17 protein-coding genes are annotated in these 18605 nt (G+C 70.8%); 11 read left to right on the top strand and 6 right to left on the bottom strand.

All coding sequences use genetic code 11. The features are described from left to right. Position 1: 1 nt before the first annotated feature. The gene (locus GB932_RS13815) at positions 2 to 1297 is read right to left on the bottom strand and encodes a glutamyl-tRNA reductase (protein ID WP_156761278.1); all 1296 of its coding nucleotides are present in this window, start codon (positions 1295 to 1297) and stop codon (positions 2 to 4) included. Between the two features lie 130 nt (positions 1298 to 1427). On the opposite strand from GB932_RS13815, the gene GB932_RS13810 reads away from it, so the two are divergent. The 10 genes from GB932_RS13810 to hemB all read left to right on the top strand — a co-directional run bounded on the left by GB932_RS13810 (position 1428) and on the right by hemB (position 9841). Continuing rightward, complete coding sequence (locus GB932_RS13810; protein WP_156761277.1) at positions 1428 to 2519, top strand: AI-2E family transporter; 1092 nt, start codon at positions 1428 to 1430, stop codon at positions 2517 to 2519. A gap of 40 nt (positions 2520 to 2559) precedes the next feature. Continuing rightward, entirely contained in the window at positions 2560 to 3597 is a 1038-nt protein-coding gene (hemE, locus tag GB932_RS13805) for a uroporphyrinogen decarboxylase (RefSeq protein WP_156761276.1), read from the top strand. Then, positions 3594 to 5081 carry a protoporphyrinogen/coproporphyrinogen oxidase gene (locus tag GB932_RS13800; RefSeq protein ID WP_231916205.1) on the top strand — a complete coding sequence of 496 codons (1488 nt, stop codon included), beginning with the start codon at positions 3594 to 3596 and terminating at the stop codon, positions 5079 to 5081. Before hemE ends, GB932_RS13800 begins: the two co-directional genes overlap by 4 nt. A 79-nt stretch (positions 5082 to 5160) precedes the next feature. Continuing rightward, positions 5161 to 5478, top strand: a complete 318-nt coding sequence (locus GB932_RS13795; RefSeq protein ID WP_156761274.1) for a hypothetical protein — start codon at positions 5161 to 5163, stop codon at positions 5476 to 5478. After that, positions 5478 to 5900, top strand: coding sequence for a phage holin family protein (locus tag GB932_RS13790; RefSeq protein ID WP_156761273.1), 423 nt, complete (start codon positions 5478 to 5480; stop codon positions 5898 to 5900). The genes GB932_RS13795 and GB932_RS13790 overlap by 1 nt, the downstream gene beginning before the upstream one ends. After that, a complete protein-coding gene (locus GB932_RS13785) occupies positions 5890 to 6156 on the top strand; it encodes a hypothetical protein (protein ID WP_156761272.1) in 267 nt (88 codons plus the stop codon). Before GB932_RS13790 ends, GB932_RS13785 begins: the two co-directional genes overlap by 11 nt. A 127-nt stretch (positions 6157 to 6283) precedes the next feature. Continuing rightward, the gene (hemQ, locus tag GB932_RS13780; protein WP_156761271.1) at positions 6284 to 6961 is read left to right on the top strand and encodes a hydrogen peroxide-dependent heme synthase; all 678 of its coding nucleotides are present in this window, start codon (positions 6284 to 6286) and stop codon (positions 6959 to 6961) included. 8 nt (positions 6962 to 6969) lie between these two features. Then, complete coding sequence (hemC, locus tag GB932_RS13775) at positions 6970 to 8007, top strand: hydroxymethylbilane synthase (protein WP_156761270.1); 1038 nt, start codon at positions 6970 to 6972, stop codon at positions 8005 to 8007. Next, complete coding sequence (locus GB932_RS13770; RefSeq protein WP_156761269.1) at positions 8004 to 8858, top strand: uroporphyrinogen-III synthase; 855 nt, start codon at positions 8004 to 8006, stop codon at positions 8856 to 8858. Before hemC ends, GB932_RS13770 begins: the two co-directional genes overlap by 4 nt. After that, the gene (hemB, locus tag GB932_RS13765; protein ID WP_156761268.1) at positions 8855 to 9841 is read left to right on the top strand and encodes a porphobilinogen synthase; all 987 of its coding nucleotides are present in this window, start codon (positions 8855 to 8857) and stop codon (positions 9839 to 9841) included. Before GB932_RS13770 ends, hemB begins: the two co-directional genes overlap by 4 nt. Here hemB and GB932_RS13760 read toward each other — a convergent pair. The 4 genes from GB932_RS13760 to GB932_RS13745 all read right to left on the bottom strand — a co-directional run bounded on the left by GB932_RS13760 (position 9834) and on the right by GB932_RS13745 (position 16843). Continuing rightward, on the bottom strand, positions 9834 to 11408 hold the full coding sequence (locus GB932_RS13760) for a molybdopterin-dependent oxidoreductase (RefSeq protein ID WP_156761267.1): 1575 nt from the start codon (positions 11406 to 11408) through the stop codon (positions 9834 to 9836). The genes hemB and GB932_RS13760 overlap by 8 nt on opposite strands. A gap of 190 nt (positions 11409 to 11598) precedes the next feature. Beyond that, positions 11599 to 14106: a GcvT family protein gene (locus GB932_RS13755; protein WP_156761266.1), complete on the bottom strand. Its 2508-nt coding sequence runs from the start codon at positions 14104 to 14106 to the stop codon at positions 11599 to 11601. 32 nt (positions 14107 to 14138) lie between these two features. Next, positions 14139 to 15485 (bottom strand): ferredoxin reductase, encoded by a 1347-nt coding sequence (locus tag GB932_RS13750; RefSeq protein ID WP_156761761.1) that lies wholly within the window; start codon positions 15483 to 15485, stop codon positions 14139 to 14141. 50 nt (positions 15486 to 15535) lie between these two features. Beyond that, positions 15536 to 16843, bottom strand: coding sequence for an aromatic ring-hydroxylating oxygenase subunit alpha (locus GB932_RS13745; protein ID WP_156761265.1), 1308 nt, complete (start codon positions 16841 to 16843; stop codon positions 15536 to 15538). A gap of 93 nt (positions 16844 to 16936) precedes the next feature. Between GB932_RS13745 and GB932_RS13740 the strand changes: the two genes are divergently transcribed. Then, complete coding sequence (locus GB932_RS13740; protein WP_156761264.1) at positions 16937 to 17884, top strand: LysR family transcriptional regulator; 948 nt, start codon at positions 16937 to 16939, stop codon at positions 17882 to 17884. Positions 17885 to 17911: 27 nt separating this feature from the next. On the opposite strand, the gene GB932_RS13735 is transcribed toward GB932_RS13740, so the two are convergent. Continuing rightward, a complete protein-coding gene (locus GB932_RS13735; RefSeq protein ID WP_156761263.1) occupies positions 17912 to 18583 on the bottom strand; it encodes a GntR family transcriptional regulator in 672 nt (223 codons plus the stop codon). Between the last annotated feature and the right edge of the window lie 22 nt (positions 18584 to 18605).

Below are 18605 nucleotides of genomic sequence, written 5' to 3'. Positions count from 1 at the left end.
GTCAGCTGGCGCGGTAGTCGGCGCTCGCGGGGCACTCGGCGGGCGGCTCGGCCGCCACGAAGTGCGGGCGGGCGTCGATGCCGAAGAGGGTCTCGATCGCGTCGAACACCTCGTCGGCGCGGCCGTCGACGGCTGCCTCCTGGGCGCGCACCGTCGGGGTGTGCAGGAGCATGCCGGTGAAGTGACGCAGCGCCTGCTCGATCTGCTCGGCGCCTTCGCGGTTGCGGCCGCGCGCGATCTCGCTCTCGAGCACGCCGAAGACGTGCTTGCGCAGTGCGACGACGGCGGGCTGGGCGGTCTGCTGGCGCCCGACCTGCGCGAACTTCGCGGCGGCGTCCTGAACGATCTCGCGCGCGGCGTCGGTCGCCTGCAGCTCCTCGAGCGGCGCGTGCAGGCGGATGGTCTCGAGGTCGAGCAGCGTGATGCCGTGCACGCCGCCCACATCGGGATCGACGTTGCGCGGCAGGCCGAGGTCGATGACGAAGGCGCTGCCGTCGAAGCCGCCGCGGCGGAGGATGTCGGCGGTCAGCACGGGCTCCTCGCCCGACGAGCAGGTGATGACCATGTCGACGCGGGCGGCGGCGTGAGCGAACTCGTCGCCGGTCACCTGGCGCAGGCCGTGCTTGTGGGCGAACTGCGTGCGGCCCGACGGCGAGTGCACCGTCACCGAGCGCACCCCGTGGTCACGCAGCGCGGCGAGCGTCGCGGCGGCGTAGGCGCCCGTGCCGACGAGCAGGACGTCGATCTCGGACCAGTCGGCGATGCGGCTGTCGGCGAGGTCGAGCGCGAGGCGCACGAGCGAGCGGCCGGCGCGGCCCAGGGCCGTCGTGTTCTTGACGCTCTTCTGCGTCTCGGTCGCGCGCTGGAAGAGGCGCTCGAGTTCGCTCGTGGTCGTCCCATGGGCACGCGCCTCGTCGAGCGCGCGGCGCACCTGGCCGCCGATCTCGCCCTCGCCGACGACGACCGACTCGAGGCCGGAGGCGACCGAGAACAGGTGCTCGGCGACCTTTACGCCCTGTTTCACCTCGTAGGCGCCCGAGAGCTCGTCGCGCCCCACCCCGGTGGCTCGCTCGAGGGCGTCGCGCGTGGCGGTGAGGGCGGCCGAGCGGCTCGCGCCGGCGGGCAGGTCGACGTCGAGGTATGCCTCGAAGCGGTTGCAGGTCGAGAGGACCACGGCGCCCGCGATCTCGGGCTCGCCGCCGGAGATGAGGGGCGACAGGGGGGCGGCGTGCGCGCTCAGCCGTTCGAGGAGCTCGAACGGCGCCGTCTTATGACTCGCGGACACACACAGCAGCACGATCAAGCATTCTACAGGCTGTCGAAGCCAGTTCTGAATGATTCCAGAGAAGCAAGGGCAGCCTAACTCGCAGGAACTGCTCGGGATAACCCTCTCCCGGCGCGCGTTTCCGCGGGCATAGATTGGCCTGATGAGCACCGATCGCGCGCCCCGCCGCATCGCCGCCATCCCTCCCACCATCCGGATCCTCGTGGTCCTCGCCGCGGCCGTCGCCGTGCTCGGTGGCCTGTGGCTGGCGCGCGACATCTTCGGACCTCTCGCGCTCGCCGCGGTGATCGTGATCATCTGCTACCCGATCGGCCCGACCATCGTGCGCGCCGGGGCGCCGCGATGGGTCGGCACGACGGGCGTGATCCTGCTCGCGTACGTCGTCCTCGCCGTGCTCGCGCTGCTGATGACGTTCGCGATCATGGAGTTCATCCGCCTCGTCACGGATCTGATCCCCGACTTCACCCGGATGACGCAGGACGTCTACGCCTGGCTCGAGGATCTCGGCGTGAACGCGACGATCGGCAGCCAGCTGTCGTCGATCTTCAGCTCCTCGACGATCGTGAGCACCGTGACATCGCTGTCGGGCAGCGCGATGAGCGTCCTCATGATGTTCTTCTTCGTCCTCGCCTACGTGATCTTCATGGGGGTCGACTCGGCGCGATACGCGCGGGCGGAGCGAGCCTTCGGCCCGAGCGCCCGCCCCGTCCTCGCCCGCATGCGGGACTACTGCGCGGGGGTGCGACGGTACTTCGTCGTGAACGCCTCGTTCGGCCTCATCGTCGCCGTCGTCGACGGCATCGCCCTGTACCTGCTCGACGTGCCGGCGCCGATCGTCTGGGCGATCCTCTCGTTCGTCACGAACTTCGTGCCGAACATCGGCTTCGTCCTCGGCCTCGTGCCGCCCGCGGTGCTCGCCCTCGTCACCAACGACTGGGTCACGGCGCTCATCGTCGTCGCGGTGTACATCGTGGCGAACGTCACTCTGCAGGTCCTCATCCAGCCGAAGTTCGTCAGCGACGCCGTCGGGCTGACGCTCACGCTGAGCTTCTTCTCGGTCGTGTTCTGGACGTTCGTCATCGGCCCGCTCGGCGCGATCCTCGCCGTCCCGCTCACGCTGCTCGTGCGCGCGGTCGTGCTCGAGTCGGATCCATCGGCGCGCTGGATGCGCTGGCTGTCGGGAGACGACGACGCGGCGAAAGAGGGCGAGCACGGCGCCGCCCGGCCTGCGTAGCGCCACGGAACTCCCCGGGAGGGGGTGGGAGGATGGCACCATGGCCCTCCTCGATGCCCCCCTCGTCTCCGCCCTGCGCGGCGACCGCCCCGCGACCGCCCCGATCTGGTTCATGCGCCAGGCCGGCCGCTCCCTCCCGGAGTATCGCGACCTGCGCGTCGGCACGAAGATGCTCGACGCCTGCCTGGATCCCGAGATGGCGGCCGAGATCACGCTGCAGCCCGTGCGCCGACACGGCGTCGACGCGGGTGTCTTCTTCAGTGACATCGTCGTGCCCCTCAAGCTCGCCGGCGTCGAGGTCGAGATCGCACCCGGGCGCGGCCCCGTGTTCGCGGATCCCGTGCGCACCGCCGATGACGTCGCGCGCGTGACGAGCATCCCGGCCGCCGAGATCGCCGCGAAGGCGGATCCGATCCGCGAGGCCGTGCGCCTCACGACCCAGGAGCTGAACCCGCAGGGGATCCCGCTCGTCGGCTTCGCGGGCGCCCCGTTCACCCTCGCGGCCTATCTCGTCGAGGGCGGCCCGTCGAAGGAGCACATGCGCGCCCGGGCCATGATGCACGCGGATCCCGACGCGTGGCACCGCCTCGCGGGGTGGCTGGCCGAGATCTCGGCGACGTTCCTCGCCGCACAGATCGAGGCGGGCGCCTCGGCCGTGCAGCTGTTCGACTCGTGGGCCGGCTCCCTCGCGCCGTCCGACTACCGCGCGTTCGTCGCGCCGCACTCGAAGGCGGTGCTCGACACCGTCCACGCCGTTCCCCGGATCCACTTCGGCGTCGGCACGGGCCCGTTCCTCGACGACATGCGCCTCGACGGATCCGCCGACGGCGTGGGCGTCGACTGGCGCATGCCGCTCGACGAGGCGGCGCGGATCGTCGGCCCCGACACGACGCTGCAGGGCAACATCGACCCGGCCATGCTGCAGGCGCCGTGGCCCGTGCTCGAGCAGCACGTGCGCGAGGTCGTCGAGGCCGGTCGCGCGGCGCGCGCGCACATCGTGAACCTCGGCCACGGCGTCCCGCCCGAGACGGATCCGACCGTCCTCACGCGCATCGTCGAGCTCGTCCACTCGCTGTGAGCGGATCCGTGCCGGGCGACGCACCCTTCGACCTCGCCGAGCTGCACGAGCGCGCGGTCGGCCGACACATCGTCGTGGTCGGCGCCGGCATCGGCGGCCTCGTCGCCGCCCTCGAGGTCGCGAAGCTCGGGATCCGCGTCACGGTGCTGGACGCGGCGGAGCGACCCGGCGGCGCGATCCGCTCGGCGGAGGTGGCGGGGCTCGCCCTCGACCTCGGTGCCGAGAGCTTCGCGACGCGCGGCGGTCACGTCGAGCGGATCCTCGGCGAGCTCGAGCTGTCGGGCGAGGTCGTGGATCCGGGAACCGGCGCGGGCGGTGCGTGGATCTCAGGGCTCCCGGGCGTCGGGGCGGCGCCGATCCCCACGGGCGGCGTGCTCGGGATCCCCGGGAACCCCTTCGCCGACGATGTGCGCCGCGTCATCGGCTGGCGCGGCGCCTGGCGCGCCTACCTCGACCGGATCCGCCCCGTCCTGACCATCGGGCACACGCGCTCGCTCGGCGACCTCGTCGCAGGCCGCATGGGGCGTCGCGTGCTCGACCGCCTCGTGGCCCCTGTCACGACGGGGGTCTACTCGTCGTCGCCCGCTCACATCGATCCCGACCTCGCGGCGCCCGGCCTCAACGCCGCGATCACGCGGGCCGGTTCTCTCCAGGGGGCCGTGCTGGCGCTCGCCGCGGAACGGAGGAGCGCGCCCGGGGGCGCCGTGCGGGGGATCCGCGGCGGCATGGGCCGCCTCGTCGACGCGCTCGTCGCCGCCATCGAGGGCAGGGGAGGCGAGGTCCGCACCGCGGCGCCCACGATCGGCCTCGAGCGCACGGACGACGGATCCTGGCGGGTCCTCCTCGCCGGCGACGACGTGGATCCGATCGACGCGGACGGCGTCATCGTCGCGACCGAGGAGGGCGCTGCGCGCGGGCTGCTCGCGGAGCATGCCGACGCGCTCGATGCGGATCCGCCGGCGCCCGGCCCCGTCGTCACGGTCGTCACGCTCGTCGTGGCGTGCCCGGCCCTCGACGCGAAGCCGCGCGGCACGGGCGTTCTCACGGTGCCCGGATCCCATCGCGCGAAGGCGCTCACGCACTCGACGGCGAAGTGGGGCTGGGTCGCCGAGCAGGCGGATCCGGGCGTGCACGCCCTGCGGGTGTCGTTCGGGAGCGCCGACGAGGGCCCCGCGACCGACGGGATGAGCGACGCCGAGGCGGCGGGCCTCGCGCTCGACGAGGCGTCCGCGATGCTCGGCGTCTCGCTGTCGCGGGAGCGGCTGCGCGGTCATCGCGTCGAGAGGTTCGCGCAGTCGCAGCCGGCGGCGACGATCGGCCAGGCCGAGGCGACGCGCGCCGCGCGGGCGGCCGTCAGGGGAGTGCCGCGCGTCGGCGTCGTCGGGGCGTGGCTGTCCGGGACGGGCCTCGCACAGGTCGTGCCCGACGCCGTCTCCGAGGCGGATCGCGTCCGTCGCGAGGTGCTGTTCGATCCGGAACACTGAATCCTCAAGATTCCCGTTTCGGAATGCATCCCCTAACGTAGAACGGGCTGCAGCTCATCGAAGTCACGGAGGGGTTCCCATGCGAGGAAAGATCGGGCTGGTCATCGGCCTGGGCGTCGGCTACGTGCTCGGCACGCGCGCCGGCCGCGCACGCTACGAGCAGATCAAGAAGCAGGCCGAGAAGGTGTGGGAGCTCGACCCGGTGCAGGCGCAGGTCGGCAAGGTCAAGGACTTCGCGCAGACGAGCGCGATGGCCGTGCCCCGCGTCGCATGGGCCGGCCTCGTGAAGGTCGTTCAGACCGTCAGCGAGACGAAGGGCACGGCGGGCGACAAGGTCGACGCCGCGACCCGCGAGGCGGCGGACGCCGCCGATGATGTCAAGAAGGCCGCCGGCTGATGGCCCGCTCCACGACGTCCTCGCCGCTGCGCGACCGCGCCGATGACGGCCTGCTCACCCTGATCGGCGACGTCCCCGACCTCGTCACGAATCTCGTCAAGGCGGAGCTCGCCGCCGTCAAGAAGTACGTCGGTCAGCTCGTCAAGCACGGCGGCTGGACGGCGATCTTCGCCATCGCGGCGCTGTTCTTCCTGTTCTGGACGATCCCCGCGTTCCTCGCCTTCCTGATCATCCTGCTCGCTCTGTGGATGCCGCTCTGGGCGTCCGCGCTCATCGTTCTCGGCATCGGCGTCGTCATGATCGCGATGTGCGGGCTGTGGGCATATGTGCGCCACGTGCGCGCGATCATGAAGCTCGAGAGCCCCGGTGCCGCGGCGAAGGCCGATGCGGCGATCGTGAAGGAGTTCGCGGATGAGTTCTGAGCCGTCGCCGACCATCGTCCCGAGCGGGATCGACGACCCGGTCCAGTTGGCACGCGCCGAGCTGAAGGCCGCGCTCGCCGCGATCGAGATCAAGGCGAACTACCCCAAGCGCATCGGCGAGGCGGCGGACCGTGCCGTGCGGAAGGCGCAGGCCGTCGCCGCGGAGAAGCCCGCCGCGGCGCTCGCCGGCATCATCATCGGCGCCGCCGCGGTCGGATCCGCGGTCTGGGGCATCGCCCGCGTCATCTCCCGCTGACGCGGATGGGGCGCCAGAACGCGTCAGTGCACGACTCGTCGCACTGACGAATTCAGGCGACCCTGTGGAGGCCCACTGAACAGGCGTCGATTACGCGCTCGCGGGTCGTCAGGAGCATGATGGGGTCATGCCCGATCTCGAAGCACCCTCCGGCGATGACTTCAGCCTGTGGACCGTGTGGCGGCGTGATCCGCAACGGCCCGTCGCGACCGACGACACGAGTGATCTGATGCGCGTCGTCGAGGAGCTGGCCGCCGACGGAGTGACCGTGCGCGGCTTCTACGACGTGAGCGCGATGCGCGCTGACGCCGACCTGATGATCTGGATCCACGGTGCCGTCCCCGAGGATCTGCAGCGCGCCACGCGCCTCCTGCGCCGCACGGGCCTGCTCGAGAACCTGCTGCCGACGTGGAGCGGCATGGCCGTGCACCGCGACGCCGAGTTCAACAAGGCGCACGTGCCCGGCTACCTCCGCGGTGAGCACGCGCGCGGCTGGCTTGTGCTCTACCCCTTCGTGCGCAGCTACGAGTGGTACCTGCTGCCGGACGCCGAGCGGCGCGCGATGCTCGCCGACCACGGCCGCAAGGGCGCCGCATTCACGAGCGTGGTCGCGAACACGATGGCCTCGTTCGCCCTGGGCGACTACGAGTGGATGCTCCCGATGGAGTCGGATGAGCTGACCGATCTCGTCGACATGATGCGCGAGCTGCGCTATACGGAGGCGCGCCGCCACGTGCGCGAGGAGGTGCCGTTCTTCACCGGCCGACGGATCGACGCCTCCGAGATCCCCGAGGTCGTCCGGTAGGCCGAGGCATGAGCACCACCACGCCCATTCGGCTCGGCACACGGCGCAGTCGTCTCGCGATGGCGCAGTCGGGCCTCGTCGCGCGCGCACTCGAGCGGGCTTCGGGCCGCCCCGTCGAGCTCGTGCAGATCACGTCCGAGGGCGACACGAACCGCGCCTCGCTCGCGTCGCTCGGCGGCGCCGGCGTCTTCGCGACCCGCCTGCGCGAGGCGCTCCTCGCGGATGAGTGCGACCTGCTCGTCCACTCCCTCAAAGACCTGCCCGTCGACCAGGCGCCCGGTCTCGTGACCGCCGCGGTTCCGGCGCGCGTCGACGCGCGCGACGTCGTCATCACCCGCGATGGGACGTCGCTCGACGTGCTGCCCGCCGGGTCCGTCGTGGGCACGGGATCCCCGCGCCGCATCGCGCAGGTGCGCCGCGTGAATCCGAAGGTGCGGGCCCAGGATCTCCGCGGCAACATCGACTCCCGCATGGGGCGCGTTCGCGACGGCGAGCTCGACGCGGTCGTCCTCGCCGCCGCCGGTCTCGTGCGGGTCGATGCGGGCGGGTCCGACGAGTCGACCCTCGGTGGTCTCCACGCGGAGCCGCGCGGACTCGCACAGTGGCCGACGGCCGCGGGGCAGGCGGCCCTGGCCGTCGAGACCCGCTGCGACGCGGATCCGGACCTCCTCGCCGCGATCGCCGAGCTCGACGCGCCCTTCACGCGGTTCGCGGTCACCCTCGAGCGCGCCGTCCTCGGCGGCATCGAGGCGGGCTGCCACGCCCCGGTCGGCGTGCACGCCGATGTGGCCGGCGACACGGTGCGCGTGCGTGCGTCCGTCTACGGCGACGATCCTCACGATGACGTCACGCTCGACCACAGTGCGCGCATGGGGTCTGTCGAAAGCCTGATCGAGGGGTATATTCAGGGACGTGGCAGCGGAGCAGCTGCCGACAGCTCGGGCCTCGTGGCCCGTGCCCGTGAGATCGGAAGCGACCTCGCGCGTCGGCTGCTGGAAAACGGGGCAGCCGACATCGTGACGAGAGAGGCATCCCCCACCTCATGACCAGGAACCCGAAGACAGACAAGCCACTGACCGGCTGGCGCGTGCTCGTGCCGCGCGGCGGGCCCTGGGGGGACGACGTCGCGGCGCGGCTCCGGTCGCAGGGGGCGGTCCCCGTCGTGTCGCCGCTCATCAACTTCGCCCCGACCGAGGACACGGCGGCCCTCGAGAACGCGATCGCCGACCTCGCCGACGGCGCGTTCTCGTGGCTCACCGTGACGAGCGCGACGACCGTCGACGTGCTGCACGCCTACGGCGCGCGGATCCCCTCCGGCACGAAGATCGCGGCCGTCGGCGAGACGACGGCCGCCGCGCTGAAGGCCGTCGGGTATCCCGTGACGCTCGTGCCCGAGAACGAGAACTCGGCCGAGGGCGTCGCGGCGGAGATCGTCGCCCGCGAGCCGGAGCCGACGCGCATCCTCGCGCTGCGCAGCGAGATCGCGAAGCCCGTGCTGTCGGTGCGGCTGACCGAGGCCGGGCACGATGTGCAGGCCGTCGTCGCCTATCGCACCGTCGGAGTCCCCGCGACGGAGCGCGCCGCCCGCGATGTGCGCAACGGTCGCATCAACGCGATCCTCGTGACGAGCGGATCCGTCGCCACGCAGGTGCGCGAGCAGTTCCCGAAGATCCCGGACCAGACGGTGATCGCGGCGATCGGCCCCCGCACGGCGCAGGACGCGAACGAGGTCGATCTGCCGATCCAGGTGGTCGCCCCCGAGCGCACGGTCGCGTCGCTCATCGACGCCCTCGCCGGGATCCCGGTGCCTCCGCCGACGCCCGAGGCGCTCGCCGTGCCCGAGACGGGCCCGTTCGAGGTCTCGACGTCCAGCGACGAGAAGCACCCCCGCGCATGAGCTATCCCGCTCACCGCCCGCGCCGCCTGCGCCAGTCGGCGCCCGTGCGCCGGCTCATGGCCGAGACGCACCTCGTGCCGTCGCAGCTCGTGCTGCCGATGTTCGTGCGCGAGGGGATCACCGAGCCCCAGCCGATCTCGTCGATGCCGGGCCAGAGCCAGCACACGCTCGACTCGCTGCGTCGCGCCGCCGTCGAGGCGGCGGAGGCGGGCATCGGCGGCGTGATGCTGTTCGGCGTGCCCGCCGTGCGCGATGCCGTGGGATCGGGCGCCGACGACCCCGAGGGGATCCTCAACGTCGCGACGACGGCCGTCCGCGAGGAGGTCGGCGTCGCGCTCGTCGTGCAGACGGACCTGTGCCTCGACGAGTTCACGGACCACGGCCACTGCGGCGTGCTCGCGGCGGATGGATCCGTCGACAACGACGCGACCCTCGAGCGCTACGCGGCGATGGGCGTCGCGCAGGCGCGCGCCGGCTCGCAGCTGCTCGGGCTCAGCGGCATGATGGACGGCCAGGTGGCGCCCGTGCGCGAGGCGCTCGACGCCGAGGGCTTCATCGACACGATCATCCTGGCGTACTCGGCGAAGTACGCGGGCGCCTTCTACGGGCCGTTCCGCGAGGCCGTCGACTCGCAGCTGACGGGTGACAGGCGCACGTACCAGATGGATCCGCCGAACGCGCGCGAGGGCGTGCGCGAGGCGCAGCTCGACGTCGAAGAGGGCGCCGACATCGTCATGGTCAAGCCCGGTCTCCCGTATCTCGACGTGCTCGCCGATGTGCGGGCGAACGTCGACGTGCCCGTATGGGCGTACCAGGTCTCAGGCGAGTACTCGATGGTCGAGGCGGCCGCGGAGAAGGGCTGGCTCGACCGCCAGGCGACGATCCTCGACTCCCTCATGGCGTTCCGTCGCGCGGGCGCCGACGCGATCCTCACCTATTGGGCCACCGAGGCGGCCGGATGGATCCGCGACGCACTCAGGTGACGGTGATGAGGATCCGCTGCCAGCCGGTCGATCCATCTGGATAGATCGGCGCCCGCTCCTCGATCTGCCGTTCGCCGTCGGCGTCGACCGCGCGCACCGTGATGTAGTGCGTGCCGGGGGTCGCGTCCCACGCGAGCACCCATTGCACCCATGTGTCGTCGCTCAGCGGATGTGAGAGCGTGGCCTGCTGCCACGCGCCGTCGTCGATGCTCACCTCGACCTGGGCGATGCCGACCGTCTGAGCCCAGGCCATGCCGGCGATCGGCACAGTGCCGGCCTCGACCGGAGAGCCGATCCGCGGGGTGTCGATGCGGGAGGACATCTTGATCGGGGCCTTCGCGCTGTATCCGCGGGGCGTCCAGTACGCCTCGTCGTCTGCGAAGGTCGTCACGGTGAGTCGCGTGAGCCACTTCGTCGCGGAGACATACCCGTAGAGACCGGGGACGACCATCCGCACGGGGAAGCCGTGTTCGGCTGGCAGGGGTTCTCCGTTCATCCCGACGGCGAGGATCGCGTCGAGACCATCGTCGGTGAGCGAGGCCAGCGGCGTCGAGGCGCTGTATCCGTCGACGCTGCGCGAGAGCACCATATCGGCGCCGCGGCGGGGGCCTGCTTCGGCGAGAAGGTCGCGGACCGGGATCCCGGTCCAGATCGCATTGCCGACGAGGTCGCCGCCGACGTCATTCGACACGCAGGTGAGGGTGATGGCGTATTCGTCGACGCCCCGCGCCAGGAGATCGTCGAGGCTGAACTCGAGGGGGCGATCGACCATTCCGTCGATGACGAGGCGCCAGCTCGCCGGGTCGATCGTCGGAATGACGAGCGCGGTGTCGACGCGATAGAAGTCGGCGTTCGGCGTGATGAGAGGCGTGAGCCCGTCGACGTCGAGCTCCGCTCCGTCCGGCACCGTGACGGTGGTGCGCGGGGCCGGGAGGTTCAGCTCGTCCCGGATCGCGGAGATCGAGGAGGTCGCGGCGCCGAGGAGGCGGGCTCCGACGCCGGCGAGCACGGCCGTTGCCCCGATGATCGCGGTCATGCGGAGGAACGCCCGGCGTGAGACCGCGGCGGCGGGCTGGGGAGCGGCGGGATTCCCCGGAATCCGCGGGACATTCTCCGCGCTGGCCGCGACCCAGGCGCGCAGGCGCGCGATGAGGAGGATCAGCACGAGGCTCCCGGCGAGCGTTCCGGCGGCGGACGGGATCCAGCTGAGCCCGCCGGCCCCGGCGCGCGTCACCGTAGCCAGCAGCGACAGCATGCCCGCGAACGCGAGCAGCACGACCCCGAGCGGGCGTCGCACGTACTGCAGGATGCCGGCGATCGCCGCCGAGACGAGCACCGCGATGCCCAGGCCGATGAGCAGCGCCGGCTTGTCGTTCTCGCCGAAGGTCGAGATCGCGAACTCTTTGAGGGGGCTCGGGACGACGTCGATCACGAAGCCGCCGACGGCGACGATCGGCCCACCGCCGGGCGAGGTGAGCGGGACGAGCGCCTCGGCGACGGCGAGGAACGCCACGGCCGCGACGATGCCGCTCACAGCGCTCCAGATCCCACTGCCTCTTCTCATCATGGCCGTCAGCCGCCTTCTGTCGTGATCTCTGGTCGGCCGTGCGCGCGCCTGAACCAGTCGGTGTGATCAGTACTTCGAAGCGGGACAGCATTCGGATTGGCACGGCGCGGAGCGGTGTGGGCATGAGAACGCGGGCGGGGCGCCGAGGTGGCGTTCCCGCCCGCGAGTGCGGCGTCCGTTCGCTTTCAGCTCACGGCGTCCCGCGCAGGCGCGCCATCTCCGGGTCGTAGAGGGGCTCGGCGACCACGGTCGCGGGGAGGCGTCGCCCGAAGTACTCGATCTCGACGGCGTCGCCGACGCTCGCGGTGTTCGGGAGCCAGGCATAGGCGATCGAGCGGCCGATCGTGTAGCCGTAGGCCGCGCTCGTGACGTAGCCGGCGGCGGATCCGCCCCCCGACAGGAAGACCGGCTCCTTCCCCAGGACGATGTCCTCCTGGTCGTCGAGCGTGAGGCAGCGCAGCGCCTTCGTCGCGGAGGCGGCTCGCGCCGCGAGCGCGCCCTTGCCGCGGAAGTCGCCCTTCTTCGACGCCTTCACCGCGAAGCCGACACCGGCCTGGGTCGGCTCGTGCTCGCTCGTCATGTCGGTCCCGAAGGCGCGGAAGCCCTTCTCCAGGCGCAGCGAGTTGAACGCCTCGCGTCCCGCGGCGACGATCCCGAACTCCTGACCGGCCTGGAACAGCGCATCCCAGAGGCGCTGGCCGAGGTCGGCCGAGGTGTAGAGCTCCCATCCGAACTCGCCGACATACGACAGCCGCATGGCGGTCACCGGCACACCGGCGACGAACACCTCCTTCGTCCGAAAGTAGCCGAGGCCGTCGGACGTGAGGTCGTCGCCTGTGAGCTGTGAGATCACGTCGAGCGCGTGCGGCCCCCACAGCCCGATGCAGCAGGTGCCGGGGGTCACGTCGCGCACGGTGACCCACTTCGACGGATCCGCCGATGTCTGGGCGCGCGCCTCGCGAGACAGGACGGCGAGGTCGATGTTGCTGTTGGCGCCGACCTGGTAGGTCTCGTCGTCGAGGATCGCGACCGTGATGTCGCTCGTGATGCCGCCCGCGGGGTCGAGCAGCATCGTGTAGCTCACGGCGCCGGGGGCGCGCAGCATCGACGAGGTCGTCAGCCCGTGCAGCAGCTCGCCCGCGCCCGGCCCCGTCACCTCGAGGCGCTTGAGCGCGGTCATGTCGTACATCGCGACGGCCGTGCGCGTCTTCCACGCCTCGACTGCGGCGATCGGGGAGTGGAAGCGGCTCGCCCACTCATCTCGGGGCGGCGCCGCCCACTCGGCGGGGAGCTCGTCGAGGAGGGCGGCGTTCGCCTCGTACCAGTGGGGGCGCTCCCACCCGCTGGCCTCGAGGAAGAACGCCCCGAGCTCGACTTGGCGGGCGTGGAACGGGCTCAGCCGCACATCGCGCGGTGAGACCCGCGGCTGCAGCGGGTGGAGGATGTCGTAGATCTCGACGAAGTTCTGCTGCGAGGTCTCGCTCACGTAGTCGGGCGCGGTCTGCGCGTCCTCGAAGCGGTTGACGTCGCATCCGCTGAGGTCGGTGTCTGCGTACCCGCGCGTCAGGAGCTCGGAGACGGCGCGCGCGATGCCCGCCGCGTGCGTCACCCAGACGGCCTCGGCGACGAAGAACCCGTCCACGTCGCGGGCCTCCCCCACGAGGGATCCACCATCGGGAGTGAAGGAGAAGACGCCGTTGAAGCCGCGGTCGATGTCGGTCTGTCGCAGCTCGGGCAGCAGCTGCTGTGTGGCCGCCCACTCGTCGGCGAAGTCGTCGGGCGTGAACGGCAGGCTCGACGGCATGCGCTCGTCGGTGATCTCCTCGGCCGCGTACTGCGGCAGCGCCTCGAGATCGACCGGCATCGGGCGGTGGGCGTACGAGCCGATCCCGATGCGGTCGCCCCATTCGCGGTAGTAGAGGTCGCGGTCCTGGTAGCGCAGGATGGGCGCCGAGGCGCCCTTCGGCAGCTCGTTCTTCCCGACGAGGCTCGGTACGGTCGAGGTCACGGCGAACTGGTGGCCCATCGGCAGCAGAGGCAGGCGAAAGCCCGCCATGCCGGCGATCTTCGTGCCCCAGAAGCCGGCGCACGAGACGACGATGTCGGCGGGGATCCGCTCATCGCCGACGAGGACGGCGCGGACGCGCCCGCCCGTGACCTCGATGCCCGTGACTGCCGTGCGGTCGCGGAACTCCACGCCGAGCGAGCGCGCGCGCTCGATCACCAGCTGCGTGCCCTTGGCCGCGAGCGCGAGGCCGTCTCCGGGCGTGAAGAGGCCGCCGAGGACCGGCTCCGGGTCGAGCATCGGGAAGCGCCGGACGCACTCCTCGGCGTCGACGACGTGCGCCTCGACGCCCCACGAGCGGTTCCATCCGGCGCGACGGTGCAGATCCTGCAGGCGCTCCGGCGTCGTCGCCAGCTCGAGCCCGCCGACGGGGAGGAACGAGCCGACCCCATCGGCGTCCGTGAGGCCGGTGTACTTCTCGATCGTGTACTGGGCGAACTCGGTCATCGCCTTCGAGGGATTCGACGAGAAGACGAGCCCGGGGGCATGGGACGTCGAGCCGCCGGGCACGCCGAGCGGGCCCTGCTCGAGGACGAGGGTGTTCGTGCACCCGCGCTGCGAGAGCTCGTCGGCGAGGTTCGCGCCGACGATGCCCGCTCCGATGATGACGATCCGAGGTGAGGACGTAGACATGGGGTCCCTTGCGTGTGGTGGTCTGCGGTGAGTCAGGCGTCGACGACGAGGTCGGTGAGCGCCGTCGAGCAGCAGGGGAGGAACTTCCCCGCGTCGATCTCGCGGGCGCGGATCCCGCCCTGGTGGTTCATCTCGACCTCTCCGTCGAGCTTCACCACCTTGCACGAGCCGCACATCCCCACCTGGCAGTTCGCGCCGATGCGGACGCCGGCCCGGCGCGCGGCCTCGAGGATGTTCTCCTCGGGATCGATCCGGACGTTGATGCCGGTTCGCACGAACGACATGGTGAGCGCGCCGTCACCGACAGTCTCGTACGGTGCGTCGTCATCTGTCGAGACGAGCTCCTCGAAGTCGAGTTCCGTGACGTCGATCTCCGGCGGCGGCGGGACCTCGGCCTCGGCGTCGACGGCGACCGTCGGCACGGCATCGGTCTGCTCAGCGCGTGCGCGTTCGACCTCGTAGAGATCGAGCGCCGCGGTCTGCGGCTCGACGATCTCGTCGGCGGAGGCGGCGATCTCCTCTGCGATCTCCTCCGCGACCGCGATCTCCTCGGCGTACTCCTGCAGCGTCACGCTGTTGCCGCTGAAGAACTCGACGTAGACCGAGGTGTCGTCGACGCCGACGCGCGGCAGGCATGCCGTGACCGCGTCGAGATAGCCCTGCGGGCCGCAGGCGTACACCTGGCGTCCGTTCGCATCGGGGGCGACGGCGTCGATGAGCTCCGACGAGATCCGTCCGACTCGACCATCCCAGTCCTCCGGTGCGGCCCGGTCGCCGAGCGCGTAGACGACGCGGATCCGGAAATCGGCCTTGCCGAGGAACTCGAGCTCGTCGGCGAACGCGAACCGGTCCGGCGCGGCGCCGTGGTAGAGGAGGACGACGTCCGCCTGGCCGGGCAGCGAGTGGATGGTGCGGATCATCGACATCAGCGGGGTGATCCCCGACCCCGCGGCGAGGAAGAGGAACCGCGCCCGCCGATCGTAGTCGGGAAGATGGAAGGCGCCCACAGGGCCCAGCATGTCGAGGACGTCGCCGGGGCGGACGTTCTCGTGCATCCAGGGGGATACTGCTCCCGTGTCGTCACGCTTGACGGTGATCGCGAACGTCCATGGCACCGTCGGCGCACTGGAGAGCGAGTAGCTGCGACTGAGCGGCTCGGCGGCCGAGCCGTTCACCGGCACATCGACGTTGATGTACTGCCCGGCCCGGAATGCCAGCGGCGCACCGTCCGTCCGTCGGAAGACGAAGGTCATCATGTCGTCGGTCTCGGGGATGGTCTCGACGCACTCCGCCTGGAACTCCTGCGGAAACCACGGACCGAGCGCCGTCGCGGCGCCGGCAGGGCCGGCCGACGCGCTGAGGACTCGGTTCCACGGCATCTCGAGCCCGCGGATCCGCTGGGCCAGGCCCGCGGACGTGTCCTCCACGATCACGCCACGTGCTCCCGCATGCGCTGGATGTACCAGTTGATGAAGGCCTCGACCTGGTACTCGCTCTTCATGTACGGGCCCTGCTCGTAGAACGGGCTGGCGGCGCCCTGCTGGCAGAGCTCGACGAAGGCCTTGTCCTGCAGGTTCGTCTGCTTCCAGGTGTGGGTGAGCGTCTCGAGGTCGTAGTCGACGCCCTCCTGCGCATCGTCCGCGACGAGCCAGGTGGTGCGGACGAGCGTCTGGTGGGCGCTGATCGGGAAGGCCGCGAACGTGATGACATGATCGCTCTGGAGATGGAACCAGCTGTTCGGCTGCAGGTGCATCGAGCAGCGTCCGAGGCGGAAGTCGCGCAGATCGCCGAGGAGCTTCTTCGACAGGCGGTGGCCGTCGGCCGAGAACGATTCGCCGTCGCCGTCGAGCGCCTCGCGGGAGATCCGGATCCCGGCGACGCGGGTGTCGAGCTGCTCCACGACCTCGTACGGCAGGCCATAGCGCCGGCAGCGCTGCTCGAGGGCCGTCTGCGCGGTCTTGTTCCGCTCCCAGACCTCTTCGAGGTGCGGCGGGATCAGGCCGTCGGTCAGGCCCCACGTCGGGAACAGCGAGCAGGCCAGCTCGGGGTGGCCGTCGCAGTGATAGCACTCGCGATTGTTCTCCATCACGAGCTTCCAGTTGCCCTCTTCGACGATGTTCTGCTGGTAGGCGACCTTCGTCCCCGCCAGCTCATGCGGGGCGATGTACGGGCGGAAGATCTCCGCGGTGTCGTCGAAGTCGCTCGGCGGTTCGTCGGCGAGGCAGATGAAGATCAGGCCCGCCTCCACGCGTCCGTGCGCGGTCTTGAGCGAGTAGCAGTTCTTGTCGAAGTCGATCTCGCCGGGTGCCGACGCGTGCAGCAGCTCGCCCGACGGGGAGTACGTCCACGAGTGGTAGCCGCACACCAGATTGCCGGTGCTGCCGGATTCCTCGGTGAGCACGCGCGCGCCGCGATGCCGGCAGACGTTGTGCAGGACCGTGACGCCGTCGTCATCGTCGTGGAGAACGATGAGCGAGTAGGGGCCGAGGTCGATCGTGATGTAGTCGCCGGGCTCGGGAACCTCCGCGATGCTGCCGGCGAAGATCCAGTGCCGCCCGAAGATCGCGCGCATGTCGAGAGCGAACAGGTCGTCGTCCGTGTAGAAGGGGGACTCGAGGGAGAATCCCGCGCGTCGCTCGTCCAGGAGCGCCTGGATCTCGTCGAGCCTCTCGCTCGTGAGGCCGGCGGCTCCACCTCGCGTGGGGGCCACGTTGATCGCACTCAATGTCTGCTCCATTCGATGCGGAATCCGGTCCTGGAGGAAGACTAACGAGACCAGTCAATGCAAGAAAAGCGTGAGTTTTTGTGAAGGACCATGCAGAATCAGTGCATGATCGACGCGCGTCTCATCACCCTCCGCACGTTCGCGCAGTGCGGCACCGTCGCCGCCACCGCGCAGCTCATGGGCTACTCGGCATCAGCCGTGTCCGCGCAGCTGCGGGAGCTCCAGCGGGCGCTCGGAATGACGCTCCTTGCGAAGGACGGACGGGGCCTCCGCCTGACCGCGACCGGGCGGGATCTCGTCCGCCGCTCTGATGTGCTCATCACGACATGGGAGGAGGTGAGGTCGGCGGCGCTGACGGCGGGTGGCCACGTGCCGACGCACTTCGGGATCGGAGGTTTCTCGACGGCCGCGTCCCAGCTGCTGGCGCCGCTGGCGAGTCGGCTGCTCCGAACGCGACCTGAGCTGGAGGTGCGCGTGTGGGAGGCGAGCCCTGCGCGGTGCTTCGACCTCCTCGTCGCCGAGCACATCGATGTCGCCGTCGTCGTATCGATGCAGGGACAGGTGCATCTCGAAGAGGATCCGCGATTCGAGAAGATGACGCTGCTCGACGATCCGCTCGATGTCATGGTTCCCTCCGATCATGCGGTCGCCGGACGCGACTCGGTCGAGCTGGAGGAGCTGGTGGGTGAGCGCTGGATCACGGATCAGCCCGGTTCGCCGTACCACGCGCTGTTCACGGCGGCCTTCACGACCGCGGGCCTCTCTCCGCGGATCTCGCACGAGGCGATCGAGTGGGAGACGGCGATCTCGCTCGTGGGGGCGGGAGTCGGCGTCGGCCTGCTTCCGCGCCTCGCCAGTCTCGAAGGCGTTGCGAATGTGAGCCGTGTGCGGCTGACCGGTGCGGAGCGGCTGAGCAGGAAGGTCATCGCCGCGGTCAGGGCCGGGAGTCTTTCGTCGCCGCTCCAGGACGAATCGATCCGGATCCTGCGTGAGATCTCGCAGGGCATCCTCGCGACGCGGCTCGAAGACGAGGTCCGCGCGGAGGCGCGCTGATCGGCGGGACGGTCCCGGCGGCCGCAGTCAGAGCGCGGCGGACCTGAGGAGCGCGGCCTGCAGCTGTGCGTGGAACTCCGCCACGTGCGCCTGCGCGAGCTCCGCCGCCGTGCCCGGATCTCCGTCCGCCACCGCAGTCAGGAGGGCGTGGTGCCCCGCGATGTGGTCCGCGACCGAGGGGACCTCCTCGATCACCGACCACCAGAGCCTCGTCGCCTGGTTGTCCAGCCGGAACAGGACCTCGCGCATATACGCGTTCTCGACCAGCCGATAGATGGCCCGATGGGTCGCCAGGTCGAACTCGAGCAGCGTCCGCAGGGAGGGATCGGACGTCCTCAGGGCGGCGATGTCCGACGCCAGGGCGCGCAGCTGCTCGCGCTGCGCGTCGTCGGCGTCATCCGCCGCCTTCCTGGTGCCTGCCGGCTCGAGGATCAGGCGCATCTCCGTGATGCTTCGCAGGTCGCTGATCTCCGCCCGTGCGGCGAACGTGCCGCGCCGTGGGAACGACTGGACGAGGTGCTCGGACTCGAGGCGCTTCAGGGCCTCGCGGACGGGCGTGCGCCCCACGCCCAGCTCGGCGGTGAGGGACGTCTCGTTGATCGGATCGCCCGGCGCGATGTCCAGCATCACGAGGCGGTCGAGCAGGATGCCGTAAGCCTGATCCGCGAGGCTCGGGCGCGGTGTCGACGAGGGTGGCATGTCCGGTCAGTCTAGTCAGGTG

This window comes from Microbacterium karelineae (assembly GCF_009745985.1).
Lineage (GTDB): Bacteria > Actinomycetota > Actinomycetes > Actinomycetales > Microbacteriaceae > Microbacterium > Microbacterium karelineae.
Note: the sequence above shows the minus strand (reverse complement) of the source record. Positions and strands in the feature narration are given on the sequence as shown.

Coding starts and splice junctions, on each gene's coding strand:
- GB932_RS13770 (WP_156761269.1), top strand. CDS start 8,004: ATGACCAGGAACCCGAAGACAGACAAGCCACTGACCGGCTGGCGCGTG.
- GB932_RS13750 (WP_156761761.1), bottom strand. CDS start 15,485: ATGCCGTGGAACCGAGTCCTCAGCGCGTCGGCCGGCCCTGCCGGCGCC.
- hemB (WP_156761268.1), top strand. CDS start 8,855: ATGAGCTATCCCGCTCACCGCCCGCGCCGCCTGCGCCAGTCGGCGCCC.
- GB932_RS13795 (WP_156761274.1), top strand. CDS start 5,161: ATGCGAGGAAAGATCGGGCTGGTCATCGGCCTGGGCGTCGGCTACGTG.
- GB932_RS13785 (WP_156761272.1), top strand. CDS start 5,890: ATGAGTTCTGAGCCGTCGCCGACCATCGTCCCGAGCGGGATCGACGAC.
- GB932_RS13755 (WP_156761266.1), bottom strand. CDS start 14,106: ATGTCTACGTCCTCACCTCGGATCGTCATCATCGGAGCGGGCATCGTC.
- hemE (WP_156761276.1), top strand. CDS start 2,560: ATGGCCCTCCTCGATGCCCCCCTCGTCTCCGCCCTGCGCGGCGACCGC.
- GB932_RS13810 (WP_156761277.1), top strand. CDS start 1,428: ATGAGCACCGATCGCGCGCCCCGCCGCATCGCCGCCATCCCTCCCACC.
- hemC (WP_156761270.1), top strand. CDS start 6,970: ATGAGCACCACCACGCCCATTCGGCTCGGCACACGGCGCAGTCGTCTC.
- GB932_RS13740 (WP_156761264.1), top strand. CDS start 16,937: ATGATCGACGCGCGTCTCATCACCCTCCGCACGTTCGCGCAGTGCGGC.
- hemQ (WP_156761271.1), top strand. CDS start 6,284: ATGCCCGATCTCGAAGCACCCTCCGGCGATGACTTCAGCCTGTGGACC.
- GB932_RS13735 (WP_156761263.1), bottom strand. CDS start 18,583: ATGCCACCCTCGTCGACACCGCGCCCGAGCCTCGCGGATCAGGCTTAC.
- GB932_RS13790 (WP_156761273.1), top strand. CDS start 5,478: ATGGCCCGCTCCACGACGTCCTCGCCGCTGCGCGACCGCGCCGATGAC.
- GB932_RS13760 (WP_156761267.1), bottom strand. CDS start 11,408: ATGATGAGAAGAGGCAGTGGGATCTGGAGCGCTGTGAGCGGCATCGTC.
- GB932_RS13745 (WP_156761265.1), bottom strand. CDS start 16,843: ATGGAGCAGACATTGAGTGCGATCAACGTGGCCCCCACGCGAGGTGGA.